Annotated in this window: 17 protein-coding genes; 16 read left to right on the top strand and 1 reads right to left on the bottom strand. The window is 61.2% G+C overall.

Features of this window, described 5'->3' with window-relative positions; genetic code table 11:
* Positions 1–2: 2 nt before the first annotated feature.
* The gene (locus AWB77_RS23740) at positions 3–263 is read left to right on the top strand and encodes a BrnA antitoxin family protein (protein ID WP_082852752.1); all 261 of its coding nucleotides are present in this window, start codon (positions 3–5) and stop codon (positions 261–263) included.
* A 110-nt stretch (positions 264–373) separates the two neighbouring features.
* Here the strand turns inward: AWB77_RS23740 and AWB77_RS23735 are convergent, their stop codons facing one another.
* Positions 374–1,144, bottom strand: a complete 771-nt coding sequence (locus AWB77_RS23735; RefSeq protein WP_157694915.1) for a hypothetical protein — start codon at positions 1,142–1,144, stop codon at positions 374–376.
* Positions 1,145–1,614: 470 nt separating this feature from the next.
* Here AWB77_RS23735 and AWB77_RS37055 point away from each other — a divergent pair, with 470 nt between their 5' ends.
* The 15 genes from AWB77_RS37055 to AWB77_RS23665 all read left to right on the top strand — a co-directional run bounded on the left by AWB77_RS37055 (position 1,615) and on the right by AWB77_RS23665 (position 13,234).
* Entirely contained in the window at positions 1,615–2,205 is a 591-nt protein-coding gene (locus tag AWB77_RS37055; RefSeq protein WP_157694914.1) for a hypothetical protein, read from the top strand.
* 111 nt (positions 2,206–2,316) lie between these two features.
* A complete protein-coding gene (locus tag AWB77_RS23730) occupies positions 2,317–3,066 on the top strand; it encodes a hypothetical protein (RefSeq protein ID WP_061136886.1) in 750 nt (249 codons plus the stop codon).
* A complete protein-coding gene (locus AWB77_RS23725) occupies positions 3,066–3,755 on the top strand; it encodes a hypothetical protein (protein ID WP_063936554.1) in 690 nt (229 codons plus the stop codon). Before AWB77_RS23730 ends, AWB77_RS23725 begins: the two co-directional genes overlap by 1 nt.
* 8 nt (positions 3,756–3,763) lie before the next feature.
* Positions 3,764–4,417 carry a hypothetical protein gene (locus AWB77_RS23720; protein WP_061136885.1) on the top strand — a complete coding sequence of 218 codons (654 nt, stop codon included), beginning with the start codon at positions 3,764–3,766 and terminating at the stop codon, positions 4,415–4,417.
* Entirely contained in the window at positions 4,414–4,992 is a 579-nt protein-coding gene (locus tag AWB77_RS23715) for a hypothetical protein (protein ID WP_061136884.1), read from the top strand. The genes AWB77_RS23720 and AWB77_RS23715 overlap by 4 nt, the downstream gene beginning before the upstream one ends.
* On the top strand, positions 4,970–6,991 hold the full coding sequence (locus AWB77_RS23710) for a phage terminase large subunit family protein (protein WP_244158630.1): 2,022 nt from the start codon (positions 4,970–4,972) through the stop codon (positions 6,989–6,991). Before AWB77_RS23715 ends, AWB77_RS23710 begins: the two co-directional genes overlap by 23 nt.
* A gap of 17 nt (positions 6,992–7,008) precedes the next feature.
* The gene (gpW, locus tag AWB77_RS23705; RefSeq protein WP_244158629.1) at positions 7,009–7,284 is read left to right on the top strand and encodes a gpW family head-tail joining protein; all 276 of its coding nucleotides are present in this window, start codon (positions 7,009–7,011) and stop codon (positions 7,282–7,284) included.
* 3 nt (positions 7,285–7,287) lie between these two features.
* Entirely contained in the window at positions 7,288–8,946 is a 1,659-nt protein-coding gene (locus tag AWB77_RS23700; RefSeq protein WP_061136881.1) for a phage portal protein, read from the top strand.
* A gap of 25 nt (positions 8,947–8,971) precedes the next feature.
* Positions 8,972–9,856, top strand: a complete 885-nt coding sequence (locus AWB77_RS23695; RefSeq protein WP_244158628.1) for a S49 family peptidase — start codon at positions 8,972–8,974, stop codon at positions 9,854–9,856.
* A gap of 23 nt (positions 9,857–9,879) precedes the next feature.
* Complete coding sequence (locus AWB77_RS23690) at positions 9,880–10,476, top strand: hypothetical protein (protein WP_061136879.1); 597 nt, start codon at positions 9,880–9,882, stop codon at positions 10,474–10,476.
* 27 nt (positions 10,477–10,503) lie between these two features.
* Positions 10,504–10,917, top strand: a complete 414-nt coding sequence (locus AWB77_RS23685; protein ID WP_061136878.1) for a head decoration protein — start codon at positions 10,504–10,506, stop codon at positions 10,915–10,917.
* 77 nt (positions 10,918–10,994) lie between these two features.
* The gene (locus AWB77_RS23680) at positions 10,995–12,041 is read left to right on the top strand and encodes a major capsid protein (RefSeq protein ID WP_061136877.1); all 1,047 of its coding nucleotides are present in this window, start codon (positions 10,995–10,997) and stop codon (positions 12,039–12,041) included.
* Between the two features lie 7 nt (positions 12,042–12,048).
* Positions 12,049–12,294: a hypothetical protein gene (locus AWB77_RS23675; protein WP_157694913.1), complete on the top strand. Its 246-nt coding sequence runs from the start codon at positions 12,049–12,051 to the stop codon at positions 12,292–12,294.
* Positions 12,295–12,297: 3 nt separating this feature from the next.
* A complete protein-coding gene (locus AWB77_RS23670) occupies positions 12,298–12,636 on the top strand; it encodes a head-tail joining protein (RefSeq protein WP_061136875.1) in 339 nt (112 codons plus the stop codon).
* Positions 12,581–13,234 (top strand): hypothetical protein, encoded by a 654-nt coding sequence (locus AWB77_RS23665; RefSeq protein WP_157694912.1) that lies wholly within the window; start codon positions 12,581–12,583, stop codon positions 13,232–13,234. The genes AWB77_RS23670 and AWB77_RS23665 overlap by 56 nt, the downstream gene beginning before the upstream one ends.
* Positions 13,235–13,242 lie beyond the last annotated feature (8 nt).

The following is a 13,242-nucleotide window of genomic DNA, read 5'->3' as shown; positions in this document are numbered from 1 at the left end:
TCATGCCGACGGACGAAGAAAACGAAGCGATCAACCGCGGCATCGCTGCTGATCCGGACACGTATGAAGTGCCGACCGAGGATTTCAAGAAGATGAAGCGCCTCGGTGCGCGCGGCCGGCCGCGTCTGGACTCGCCCAAGGTGTTGCTGTCCGTTCGATACGATGCGGACATCGTCGAGTCGTTCAAGAAGACTGGTGACGGCTGGCAGACGCGAATGAACGATGCGCTGCGTGACTGGCTGAAGGATCATCAGCCGGTATAAGTGGCGTGGTTCGCCTGTGCCCGGGGGCCAGGCAGCGCGCAGCCATCCGACACCGATCGCGTCTCCGATACATTGCGACAACCATGTCGGCGAGCCATCATTCTGCGAATTCAGACTTGCGGTCGGCCGACAGCAGTATCGAAGGTGGGCGCGAACCATGTTGTTTTATCTTGGATAAGGTCGCTCTTACCAAAACGCAGAATAATTTTTCCTTCGTCATCAACTGTTTCCGTGACGACTCTAGGTATTGCGTAGAGCTTTCCCGCCAAATCAAAAAATATGGTTAGCAGGTGTCCACCTGCGCGCGCATATTGGTCGATTATCGATGTCCTCGTTCCGTCCGATAAAGTCGACTGCTCAAGGAGATACCCACCGCGCCCCTCGTACATCTCCGTGATCATGCGCTTGACCTCGGCTAGGGGCACGCTTTCGCGTGTCATTGGAAGGAGCAGCTCTTCTTTCGGACCGATGCTTTCGGCTACCATGCAGCTGATATAAATCATGTGATTCATATCGACGTAGATCATGAAAATGTGGCTGGCCAATTTTTCAGTGGCGTTTATCACCGAGAAGACAAGTCTTTTGTCGCGTACTAGAACGCCGGCGGAGAGTCCTGGCAAGTCGATGTAGCTAGTAGGAGGCTGAGCGTCCAGCTTGCCTAACGTAGCTTGCTCAAGAGGAAGAATCCCGAGGATGAGATACGGAAGGAGCGTCGAGTCAAATGATGCCTTCGTCAGGTTGATTGAAGCCTCCATTGCTGCCACCTGACGTTCACTAATTCTACGAAGGCGCGCGGTCTCTGACGCATACCACACGGTGATGCCGGCAAGGATCACAGAAAAAAGTAGTTGTCCCGCGGTGAGGAGTTCCGTAGGAGTCATGTTGCACCTCACAGATGCGAGTTTGGGAGTATTGGGACAACATGAGTTGAACTCGAACCGTCTAGAACACGAGCCGAAGGCGCGCTTTCGTTGCAAATACAGCGGCAAAGTGCCTCACTGCCGGGAGTTTAATATGTGCGGCAACACACATATGGCTATGTTTCGCGCAAGCTAAGTGCACTCGCCGCCTTGCTCTCTTGCTCGCTCGTGCCAAGTAGATTGCTTGCACGGTTGGCGGGTTAGTGGTAAATTCTCGTCAGATTGCAAAAGTCCGTTCAAGCCCGCCACTGAGCGGGCTTTTTCTTATTGCGCGCTGCAATCGGAACTTCGCAGGTATCAAGCATCACATTAAACCCAAGGTCTTCGCGCGTCCGCAAGGGTGAGTCGTAGCGTTCAGAGCCCTGCTGCCTTCCTCCTCTTGCCTTTCATAGAAATCTCGCCTACCTTCGACTTACCTAACAGGGGGCGCCATGAAAAAGCGAAGATTGGCGGTGGTGTTATCGCTTGTTGCAATGAGTGCTAATGCGCAGCAATACCTAATCATCACGAACCCGGACGGCTCTAGCTCACTTGTGCAAGACTCCGTCCCGATACGGCGATTTCGGCCCGGGGAATTAGACAAAATCGTTAAGAAGCCGAGCATTCGGGATGCCTTCCGGAACGATTCGCCCGACGATCCCGATCGCCCGGATACACCGGATACGCCAGATAAACCGGATAAGCCAGATAAGCCGGATACGCCAGATAAACCGGATAAGCCGGATACGCCAGATAAACCGGATACGCCAGATAAACCGGATAAGCCCGATGCACCTTGGGGGACGCCGCCGGGCTGGCCGCCGCCAGCTCCGGAACCGAAGCCGAAGGATCCTGTGCCGGTGCCAGTGCCTGGGGCGCCGCCGGGGCCGATAAATTGCCCTGACGGCCCAATTGGATGCAACGCGAAGCGAGACGACAAGCTGATTTACAAACGTCCAGACCTCCTAATCGAAAAACCGGGACGCTACGCGATATATGAGATCTCGCCTGCTAAAGCCGCGATCCTCAAACAAGCAAAATAGCGGAACGAAGCTGTCGGAAGCGGCGGTGTAGTCGTTCTCCTAGTAATCGAAAAAAGAAATGGTCCATCTACGCCTCGGCATCTGCCGGGGCGTTTTTATTTGGAGCCCACGATGCTGAAGTACAACGCGGATACAAAGGTCATTTTCAACAATGACGAGGCGGCTGTTGCCCCGATCCGGGAGATCACTCGCGACGAGATTCCCGATCTAATCGCAAACGGAGCGGGCGTTGACCCGAGTGCGAACGTGGGGGAGCAAAACTCGTCAGCGTCGACGACGGCTGGCGATGCCCAGGCTGCTCGGGACCCGGCTGCGCCTGTGACCGGCTCGGATACGGACGCTGACGCGGGAAAGCCCGTCGAGACATCCTCGACCTCGCTGCCGCCATCCAGCGACGAATCCGCGAACGAGACTTCTGAGGCCCGATATGTGGCGTTCGATCCGCCGATTCCGTTGTTGAACACGGCAGACGTGCGGGGAGACGATGTCGTTGCGCCCGCTGTGATTGCCGACGCTAAGGCTGATCCTGGCGGCGCGGGTGCCGCTGACTTGAGCCCGACGCCCGCCGCGCCAAACCTCGACGCGCAAGCGCCTGCAAGCGTGTCATCGGAGGCCGTCCCTTTGGACGCTGGTGGCGCCGCTGATGCGGAGGCTGGCAGTGCTGAGGCGGGGGAGCCCGGGGCGGCGCTTTCTGCTTCCCCGACTGGCTCTGTCTCGGATGAGCATCCGCTGACCATCATCGGCGAGATCGAGGCGCTGGTGCGCATGATCGGCAACAGCGCTGTGCAAGAGTATCAGCGCCTGATTCAGCGTCTGGCCGACTTGAAGAATCATCCGCAAGTTAAGGACGGCGCAGAGTAATGGCCGCGCCGGTCCGCATCAACATCTCGGCGGATCTGCGCAGCCTGACACGTTCGCTCAATGATCTGGAGCGCAAGCAGCTGCCGTTCGCGACCGCGCAGGCGCTGACGGCTGTGGCCAAAAGCGTTCAGGTCGTGGAAAAGGGCGCAATACGGCAGGTCTTCGATCGGCCCACGCCATTTACGGTCAATTCCGTGGGCGTGAAGGCCGCTCGAAAGAACAATCTAGAGGCGGTCGTCTTCGTTAAAGACATCGCCGCAGCGTATCTCGCGCCGTACGAGTTCGGTGGCACGCACAAGTTGATCGGTTCCGGCAAGACATGGCTGAACCCGAAGGATAGGGCGCTGCTGAATCAATACGGCAACCTGAGCAAATCGACGTTGAAGCGCTTGGAAGGGCGGCCGGACATCTTCGTAGGATCGATCAAGACGAAGAGCGGTGAATCGATCGGCGGTGTGTGGCAGCGCCCGACTGACGTGAAGGCTGTCAAGACGGCAGGCAAGCGCGGCGTTGCGTTGCGCGGCGTGAACAAGTCGGGGCATCTGAAGCTGCTCATTCGGTTTGGAGATGCGATGCCCGTGCACCAGCACTTGAATTTCGAGATGCGCGCGCGCGTGGTCATCAACGCTGGATTTCGACGCGAGTTCGCGGCCGCATTCGCACAGGCGCTGGCAACGGCCAAACGGTAGGAACTCTCATGGCACTAATCAAACTGTCTGGCAGACATGCTGTCGGACGGCACGAGTTCGCCCTCGTGGATGACGACATGTTCGAATTCCTGTCGCAATGGAAGTGGAAGGCCAAGCCGAACGGGTCAGGTAATCACGTGTACGCCGTGCGCAATGTTGTCGAGAACGGCAAGAACCGCACGGTCAGAATGCATCGCCTAATGCTCGGCATGGATGCGAGCGACGCGCGCGACGCTGATCACATCAATCGCGATGCGCTAGACAATCGTCGCGCGAACTTACGGGCTGTTGATCGACGTACCAACGCTCTGAATACGTTGATGATGGAGCGTGAGACGACGTGCCAACACTGCAGCGTTTCATTCACGCGCCGCGTGACGTTGTCTCATGCGAAGACTGCAATGTCTTGTGATGACTGCATCCGTGACCACGCAGCCGGCATGCCGCATCGCGTCGTGCACTTCCCGGTCTGCGTTGAGTGCGGCGAATGCTTCACCGCGCGACAGGCGGGGGCTCTCTTCTGCACCGAGGCATGTCGATGTCGTGCCCGCTACAGGCGTCGCGGGTCCTTAGGTGCCCTTCCGCATCCGGGGGCACTGCGCGCGCGCGATCTTTCTCTAGGCATGAAAAATTCAAATTTGGGTAACACCAGCGGGCTATGAACCAGAGCGAGTTCGCGGCACTTCACAACGTCAGCCGGAAAACGGTCACGAAGTGGAAAGAGCGCGGCTGGCTTGTGTTTGCAGGCGATGAGGTCGATGTCGAGGCGTCGAACGCGCTGCTGAAAAGATACCGGCGCGACGGCACGCCGGCTGTTACCCCGCCTGTTACCCAACCGCCCGCAGGTAACAAACGCAAAACCGTTACCCAGGCGGCCAGCGAGTTAACGCTCGGCGAGCGCGAGAGCGCGGCGGATGCCGCTGACCGCATCTTGTCGGGCAACGTGCAGCTGCTCGACTTCGACGAAGCGCGCTGCTTCAAAGAGAACTATCTCGGGCTTAAGGCGCAGCTCGAATACGACCGCGATTCCGGTCTGGTGATCGACGTCGCCGAGGTGGCGAAAGCCGTCGGCACCGAATACGCCAAGGTTCGAACCCGCCTGCTGTCAATTCCCGCGGAACAGGCTCCGCGTCTCCATCGATGCAAGACGCCTGCCGAGTTGCAGGACATGTTGCAGGAGGTCATCACAGAAGCACTCGAAGAACTCACTCGCGATGGAGCAGGCAACCCTAAATAGCACCCGGCGATACGCGCGCGGCTATGCAGCGTTGCGCGCGGGCCTCGTGGCGGCGCTTCGGCAGAACCTGACGCCGCCGCCGAAGCTGACGTTGAGCGAATGGGCCGAGCGCTATGCGGTGCTTTCGCGTGAGACCAGTGCGCAGACCGGCCGCTTCCGGGCGTTCGGTTATCAGAGGGGCATGCTGGATGCAGTAACCGACCCCAGCGTCGAGAAGATCAGCGTCATGAAGTCGGCTCGCGTCGGCTACACGAAGCTGATGGATCACGCGGTCGGCTTCTTCATCCACCAGGACCCTTCGCCGATCCTCGTCGTGCAGCCCCGCGTCGAGGATGCGGAGAGCTATTCGAAGACGGAAATCGCGCCGATGCTGCGCGACACGCCCGTGCTCGCGGCGATCGCGGGCGACCAGAAGGCGAAGAACAGCGATCAGACGATCCTCGCGAAGACGTTCCGCAACGGTTCGAGCCTGACGCTCGTCGGCGCGAACAGCCCGGCCGGCTTTCGGCGGATTACGTCGCGCGTCGTAATGTTCGACGAGGTCGACGCGTATCCGGTCGACGGCGCCGGCAATGAAGGCGATCAGATCGCACTCGGCACGAAGCGGTCGGAAACCTTCTGGAATCGCAAGATCGTCCTCGGCTCGACGCCGACGGTGAAGGGCTATAGCCGCATCGAGAAGAGCTTCGGCGAGAGCGACCAGCGCTACTTCTTCGTGGCCTGCCCGCACTGCGGCGAGCACCAGGTGCTCGAGTGGGGAAGTCCCGAAACGCCGTACGGCATGAAGTGGGACAAGGACGAGCACGGCAACGGCATTCCTGACAGCGTCTACTACGTCTGTCGGCATAACGGCTGCATCATCCACGAGGCCGATAAGGCTGACATGGTGACGAACGGCGAGTGGCGTGCGACGAAGCCGTTCAAGGGGCATGCCGGGTTCCATATCTGGGCCGGGTATAGCCTCTTTCCGAACGCATGCTGGTCGAACCTCGTTGCCGAATGGCTTCGCGTGAAGGACGACCCGCTCGCGCGGCAGACGTTCATCAACCTCGTGCTCGGCGAGCCGTATGAGGATCGCGGCGACCGCGCACTGAGCGAGACGCGGCTGGCGGCGCGCACGGAAGTATGGGATGCGGAGGTGCCAGACGGCGTCGGTCTGATCACGGTCGGCGGCGACGTGCAAGACGATCGCGTCGAACTCGAAACGATCGGCTGGGGGCACAACGAGGAAAGCTGGTCGATCGACCACGCGGTCATCGAGGGCGATCCGGAGAGCGCTGAGCTATGGAAACGCGTCGACGAATACTTGAAGCGCGTCTGGCGGCGCGCGGACGGTCGCGGCTTCGCTGTCTCCGCTGCTTGTATCGACTCCGGCGGTCACCACACGCAGAAGGTGTACGAGTTCGCGAAAGCGCGGCTCGGTCGCCGTATCTGGGCCATCAAGGGCGAGTCGGCGCGCGGCGGCGCGCGTTCACCTGTGTGGCCGACGAAGCGCCCGTCGTCGCGAACTAAATCGACGTTCCGACCGGTCATCATCGGCGTGAATGCGGCGAAGGACGTGATACGCGAGCGGTTGCGCCGCGATCCCGAAGACACAGATGGCGTGCTGACGTATCCCGCGGGGTACATGCACTTCCCGACGGATCGCGACATCAACTACTTCGCGCAGCTCATCTCGGAGCGCTCGGTGACGAAGTTCGCCAACGGGCAGAAGTTTCGCGTGTGGGAGTTGCCACCTGGCCGCGCGAACGAAGCGCTCGATATTCGGGTGTACGGGTATGCGGCGCTTTGCGGCCTCATGCACATGGGCCTGAAGTTGAACCGGCGCGTCGAAGCGGTGCAGGCGGATCCGTCTGCTCTTGAGCCGCCTGCTCCGGAGACGCCGCGGGAGGTCGAGCTCGACGTCGTGAGCGCGGCACGGCCGGTGCGCCCGGATGGACCGATCATCAAACAGGCGCAGCCTGAGAAACGCTCTCGGATTCGGCGGCTCGCCGGCTGAAGCATAGGAGAACCACTTTGCGATGCTTTGACCCGAGCCGCAGCCTGCTCGCCGGCATGGATCAGACAGCGCTGCGGCAGTCACTCGCCAACGCGCAGCAGATCTACATCCAGTTGTCGACCGGTGCGCAGGGCGAGTCGTACTCGTACACGCAGGGCGACGGCACGAGATCTGTCACGTACACGCGCGCGAATCTCGCGGAATTGGCGGCGGCGATCCAACTAATGCAGGCGCAGCTCGGCATCGTCGACTCGCCGCGAAGAGCAAACCGAATCTCCTTCACACGGCGATAACGCATGGAATCGAACGTACAGCTACTTGGTCCGGACGGGAAGCCGCTGCCGGAGCGCAAGAGCCGTGCGCTCGCGCTAAACGGCAGCTATAACAGTTTCGGTGGGCACTCCGCGTATGACGCGGCCGATATGTACGGCCAGCATATGCGCGAGTGGAATCCGGTGCTGTGGTCGCCCGATGGAGAGCTCAACCCATATCGCGATCGCATCGTCTCGCGCGTACGCGATCTGGTGCGCAATGACGGGTGGGCATCGGCGGCGGTCACGCGCACGCTCGACAATGTAATCGGCGCAGACTTCCGCCCGATCTCGAAGCCGGATCATCGCGCGCTCGCAGCCATGACGGGCAACAAGAAGTTCGACCACATGTGGGCGGACGAATTCGGTCGCGCGCTCGAGGCAGGATGGCGCACGTGGTCTGAAGATCCGGCGCACTTCTGCGATGCGCAGCGCAAGCTGACGATCCCGCAGATGATGCGCTTGGCCTTCCGCCACAAGATCGTCGACGGCGATGCTCTGGCGATCCTTCAGTGGATGCCGGAGCGCCTCCCGCGCGGTGCGCGCTATGCGACCGTGCTGCAACTGATCGATCCTGACCGCCTGTCGAACCCGCAGCAGAATTTCGACAATCAGACGATGCGCGGCGGTATCGAGGTCGACGAGTACGGGGCGCCGGTAGCCGCGCACATCCGGAAAGCGCACCAGGGAGATTGGTTCAGCGGCAACAAGCAGGTTTCGTGGGAGCGAATCCCGTTCGAAACCGATTGGGGCCGTCCGATCGTTGTCCACGACTATGATTTCGACCGGGCGTCGCAGCACCGCGGCGGCGCGGGCATCCTGACGCCTGTGCTGCAGCGGCTGAAGATGCTGATCAAGTACGACGGCACCGAACTCGACGCGGCGATCATCAATGCAATCTTCGGCGCCTACGTCACGAGCCCGTTCGACAAGCAGCTAGTGACCGAAGCTCTCGGCGACGGCGAAGACGCCGAGGCATACAACGGGTATCAGGACGCACGAACCGAGTTCCACGACAAGACAGATCTTCGGCTCGGCGGCGCGCGCTTGCCGATCCTCTTCCCCGGCGAAACCATCAACACGGTTTCGGCTACGCGACCGGCGGGCAACTTCGCCGAGTTCGAGAACGCCATGCTGCGCAACGTCGCGGCCGGCACCGGCATGTCGGCGCAGCAGATCACGCAGAACTGGGCGGACGTCAATTATTCCTCGTACCGCGCTGCGGCGCTGGAGGCGTGGAAGACGTTCGATCGCCGTCGTAGCGACTTCGGTCGCGGGTTCGGTCAGCCCATTCTTTGCGCGATGGTCGAGGAAATGATGGACATCGGCGAGCTTCCGCTTCCATCTGGTGCGCCCGAGTTCGCGATGGCACGTGCGGCATATACGCGTGCGTGGTGGATCGGTCCGGGCCGCGGCTACGTTGATCCGATGAAGGAACGCCAGGGCGCGGCGCTCGGTATTGAGTCGGGTCTGTCGACGCTCGAAGACGAATCGGCGCAGCTGTCGGGCAACGATTGGCGCGACAACATCGATCAGCGCGCGGTCGAGATCCAGTACATCAAGGATCGCGGCATCCCTCTTCCGTCGACGCTGAAAGAAGACGCGACGGCGGACGAGGTTACACAGGAGCCGAAGGCGCAATGATATTGGAGAGGCTATGCACGGCCAATTGGCGTTTCTGAGCCAGCGGATGTTCAACACTCCGCTGGCGATCAAGCGAGAGAAGGCCGAAGTCGTTATGGCGTCTCTTGCCGACCGGCTCGGCATATCGCACATCGGGCGTCTCGATGGATCGACCATCAGCCCGATGGCGTTCGGCGCGTGGGACGAGGAATACGAGTCCGACACCCGCGCCGGCCGTGTTGTCGATCCCGGCTACGACATGATTGCCGACACCGGCATCGCGATGATCACCGTGCGCGGAACGCTCGTCCAAAAGCTCCGGTCACTGCGGCCGTACTCTGGGATGACCGGATACGACGGGCTTCGGCAGAGCATTCTGTCCGCTCATGCCGATCCGGGCGTGCGCGCGATCGTGTTCGACATCGATTCGCCTGGCGGTGAGGTCGCAGGCTGCTTCGACCTTGCCGATACCGTGTATGCGTTGCGCGGCGACAAACCGATGTGGTCGATTCTTTCTGAGTCGGCGTACTCGGCGGCGTATGCGCTCGCGAGCGCGACCGACAAGATCATCGTGCCGCGCACCGGCGGCGTGGGTTCGATCGGCGTGATCACGATGCACGTCGATTGGTCGAAAGCCCTCACCGCATCTGGGTATCAGGTCACGTTCATCACGTACGGCGATCGGAAAGCGGACTTCCACCCGGAGATTCCGCTTTCGAAGGAAGCCTTCGAAGCCGCGCAGGCCGACATCAACACCATGGGCGAACTGTTCGTCAGCACAGTCGCCCGTAACCGGAATCTCGCCGCCGATGCTGTGCGCGAGATGCAGGCCGCCTGCTTCATGGGCGAAAACGGCGTCAGCCGAGGGCTTGCAGACGCAGTGATGGCGCCAGATGCGGCGCTCCTGGCCTTGCTAGCCGAGCTGGCCTAAACAACACTCTCACGAGGTATGCAATGAGTTTGAAAAAGACCCTTGCGGGCGTGGCGCCGTTCGCCCACCTGCTGAGCCGTGCCGGCGCCGCGCGCGCCGAACAAGAAGACGACGAGCGCAAGCAGCGTGAGGACGAGTCCGACGAGGACTATGCAAAGCGCATGGAAGAGATCGACGAGAAAGAAAAGGCCGAAGAAGAAAAGCGCAAGGAAGAAGAGGCCAAGAAAGCGAAGGCGGATGACGTCGACAATGACGACACCGAAGCCGAAGACGGCGACGACGAAACCGACGACTCCAAGAAGGCCGCTCGCGCGACTGAGCGCGCGCGCTGCGCACGGATCATGGCGCACGGCATTGCGACCGGCAACGTCGAGCAAGCTGCGAAGTTCGCTTTCAATACGAAGCTTTCGTCGGCGGACGCGATCGCGATCCTCGGCTCGGGCGCACACGCCGCGGCTCCGGCAGCCGCCGCGCCGGCGGCGCCGCAGCGTAGGTCGCTCGACGAGCGGATGGCACATGCTCGGCCGGCAAATCCCGGCGCGTCGGCACCGGTTGCGGCCGAGCCGACGCTTGCTCAAAAGATTCTCGCGGCGGGCAAGCTCCGTCGCGGCGAAGTCTAAACCCTCCCCACACCCGGAGAAACTCAGATGGCATTGACTCCTACCACGGTCGGGGAGAACCCCCAGGTCCCGTCGGCATCCGCGCAGACCTTCATTCCCGATCAACTGATCGCGGGCCCGAAGCAGCTCGTCACCCGGAATGTGACGATCACCGGCGGCCCGTTCGTGCGCGGTACCGTGCTCGGAAAGATCACGGCGAGCGGCAAGTTCACCATCGCACTGGCGGCATCGTCCGATGGTAGCCAAACGCCGACGGCGATCTTGGCTGACAACGCTGACGGCAGCGGTGGCGATGTTGTCGCTGGCGCGTTCCTCGAAGGCGAGTTCAACGTGAACGCGGTCACGCTCGGCACGGGTATCACCGCGACCGCAGCACAAGACGTGCTGCGCCCGCTCGGCATCCACCTCAAGTCCTCGGTCACGGCTGCTGACCCGAGCTAAACCCTTAATCGAACTGATGTGAAGGCCCCGCCACCGAGCGGGGCTTTTTCATTTGGGCCACACACTCGGAGAGAGCAATGCCCGGAAACCTGATTTTTGATACGAACACCCTGATCGGGGTTGTCGAAAACTTGAAGTTGGCGCAGAGCTGGCTGCTGGACCGCTATTTCACGAACATCGTGATGTCGGACTCAGAGTTCGTCTCCATCGACGTGGATGTCGGCAAGCGTCGCATGTCGCCGTTCTGCTCGCCGCTGGTTGAAGGCAAGCTCGTCGAGAGCCGCCGTTACCAGACGAACACGTTCAAGCCGCCCTACATCAAGGACAAGCGCGCACCGGATCTGCGCAAGCCCGTCCGACGCATGATCGGCGAGCGCATCGGTGGCGCGCTGGACCCGGAAGTCCGCGAACAGATGAACTTGGAGTTCGAGCTCAACGACCAGATCGACATGCTGACGCGCCGTCTCGAATGGATGGCCGCGCAGGTGCTGCTGACGGGCACGCTGACAGTTTCCGGTGAAGGCTTCCCGACAACCGTGATCGACTTCGGCCGGGATGGCTCGCTGACGATCGCGCTGACCGGCGGCGCTCAGTGGACGGCAGCGAACATCACGGCCGGCACCGCGAACCCGACTGCTAACGTCGAGACGTGGCAACAGCAGATCTTGAAGTCGTCGGGCGCGGTCGCAACGGACATCATCTTCACGCCGAAAGCGTGGAATGGCTTCAAGCTGGATCCTGTCCTGAAAGGCGCGATTCTCTATCCGGCCCTCGGTGAGAACGGCAATGTGCTGAACGTCGGCGCGCAGATTCAGCGTGGCGCAGTCGCAAAAGGTGTGTGGGGTCAATACAACCTCTGGCTGTACAACGACTGGTACGTGGACGACAACAACGTTGAGCAGCCGATGCTCCCCGATGGCTCGCTGATCATGACTGGTCCCGACCTTCAGGGCACGCGTGGCTTCGGCATCATCGAAGACCCGGCGTTCAACTATGCGGCGCTTCCGTTCGCTCCGAAGACGTGGCTTGAAAACGATCCGGCGCAACGCTTCATGATGATGCAGTCGGCCCCGGTCATCATCCCGAGCCGCGTCAATGCTGCGCTCGCGGCAACCGTCGCGTGAGGTGACTATGGCTACCAACGAAAAGATGGTTGAAGCCGTTGTCGCGCGCAATCGCACGATCCACGACCGAGTCAAGAGTGGCGACGAGGTCGTCGACATCATCCGCACGACTGGTCAAAAGGTGAAGCTGCCCGAGTCCGAGGTCAAGCGCTTGCGCGAACTTGGTTACCTCGTCCCCGAAAGGGTCGAGGAAGTGAAGCTCGAAGGCGCGCAGATCACCGGCGGCCAGGTATCAATCGACCGCACGGAGTGAACGATGGACTGGGACGACATCGTCGACGGCAAGATCCTCGGCCCTCTGATGGCGCAGTTCGGGACGGCGATAACCTATATGCCTGTCGACGGTGGCTCGTTCCAGATCACCGGCGCTTATGACAAGGCGTTCTTCGGCGTCGATCCGGTGACCGGGTCGACGGTCGTCACGCAGCAACCGACGGTCGGAATTCAGGTCTCTCAGTTCCCCATTGAGCCGCAGCAGTACGACACGCTGATGATCAACAAGACGGGCGAGCAGTGGCAAGTGCGCGAGGTCCATCTCGATGGCCACGGCGGCGGCCGGCTTATGCTCAACGTTCCGGGACAAACCGATGCCTGATCAAACCGGCCGCGCGCAATTGCGCGGCGTGCTTCTCTCGATCTTGCAGTCGATTCCGGACGTGGCTGTGTATTCGCCAGGTGACTGGAATGTAGCGACGCCCAAATTGCCCGCGATCAAGATGCGGCCTGCGAAGGAGCGGAAGCAGTCGAATGGCCGAAATGGTCCGACGGCGTTCACGACGGTGGCGGCCTTCGAGATCAAGGCAGAGGTGTCGGCGGCTTCCGGGGCGGCCGCGCTTCTCGCGCTGGAAACGCTCGGCGCGGAAATCGAAGAGGCGATCTTCAAGAGTATTCCGTTGCGCCGCATCGCGCAGGACTTCCCGTTCTGCGACACCGAAACGGAAGTGACCGCTGATGGCTCGACGCACGTAGGCGGCCTCTCGATCCTTCTGGGCATTGAGTTTGTAGAGACGTTCTATCCCGACATCAACACGCAGTTGCTCGCGATGGACGTGACGGCGGACCTCACAAACGTCGCCGATCCGAACGGCACATACCCGAACCCGCCATTCCCCGACGCTGTCACGCCGGCCCCGCGCACGCAGGGCCCAGACGGCCGCGCGGAAGGCGAGGTCAACGTTCAATTTCCTCAATAGGAGCGACG

Origin of the sequence: Caballeronia fortuita, from assembly GCF_001544835.2 — a bacterium.
GTDB classification, from domain to species: domain Bacteria; phylum Pseudomonadota; class Gammaproteobacteria; order Burkholderiales; family Burkholderiaceae; genus Caballeronia; species Caballeronia fortuita.
Note: the sequence above shows the minus strand (reverse complement) of the source record. Positions and strands in the feature narration are given on the sequence as shown.

Coding starts and splice junctions, on each gene's coding strand:
- AWB77_RS23715 (WP_061136884.1), top strand. CDS start 4,414: ATGAACCAGAGCGAGTTCGCGGCACTTCACAACGTCAGCCGGAAAACG.
- AWB77_RS37055 (WP_157694914.1), top strand. CDS start 1,615: ATGAAAAAGCGAAGATTGGCGGTGGTGTTATCGCTTGTTGCAATGAGT.
- AWB77_RS23735 (WP_157694915.1), bottom strand. CDS start 1,144: ATGACTCCTACGGAACTCCTCACCGCGGGACAACTACTTTTTTCTGTG.
- AWB77_RS23700 (WP_061136881.1), top strand. CDS start 7,288: ATGGAATCGAACGTACAGCTACTTGGTCCGGACGGGAAGCCGCTGCCG.
- AWB77_RS23675 (WP_157694913.1), top strand. CDS start 12,049: ATGGCTACCAACGAAAAGATGGTTGAAGCCGTTGTCGCGCGCAATCGC.
- AWB77_RS23730 (WP_061136886.1), top strand. CDS start 2,317: ATGCTGAAGTACAACGCGGATACAAAGGTCATTTTCAACAATGACGAG.
- AWB77_RS23725 (WP_063936554.1), top strand. CDS start 3,066: ATGGCCGCGCCGGTCCGCATCAACATCTCGGCGGATCTGCGCAGCCTG.
- AWB77_RS23710 (WP_244158630.1), top strand. CDS start 4,970: ATGGAGCAGGCAACCCTAAATAGCACCCGGCGATACGCGCGCGGCTAT.
- AWB77_RS23720 (WP_061136885.1), top strand. CDS start 3,764: ATGGCACTAATCAAACTGTCTGGCAGACATGCTGTCGGACGGCACGAG.
- AWB77_RS23680 (WP_061136877.1), top strand. CDS start 10,995: ATGCCCGGAAACCTGATTTTTGATACGAACACCCTGATCGGGGTTGTC.
- AWB77_RS23685 (WP_061136878.1), top strand. CDS start 10,504: ATGGCATTGACTCCTACCACGGTCGGGGAGAACCCCCAGGTCCCGTCG.
- AWB77_RS23670 (WP_061136875.1), top strand. CDS start 12,298: ATGGACTGGGACGACATCGTCGACGGCAAGATCCTCGGCCCTCTGATG.
- AWB77_RS23690 (WP_061136879.1), top strand. CDS start 9,880: ATGAGTTTGAAAAAGACCCTTGCGGGCGTGGCGCCGTTCGCCCACCTG.
- AWB77_RS23665 (WP_157694912.1), top strand. CDS start 12,581: ATGGCCACGGCGGCGGCCGGCTTATGCTCAACGTTCCGGGACAAACCG.
- AWB77_RS23740 (WP_082852752.1), top strand. CDS start 3: ATGCCGACGGACGAAGAAAACGAAGCGATCAACCGCGGCATCGCTGCT.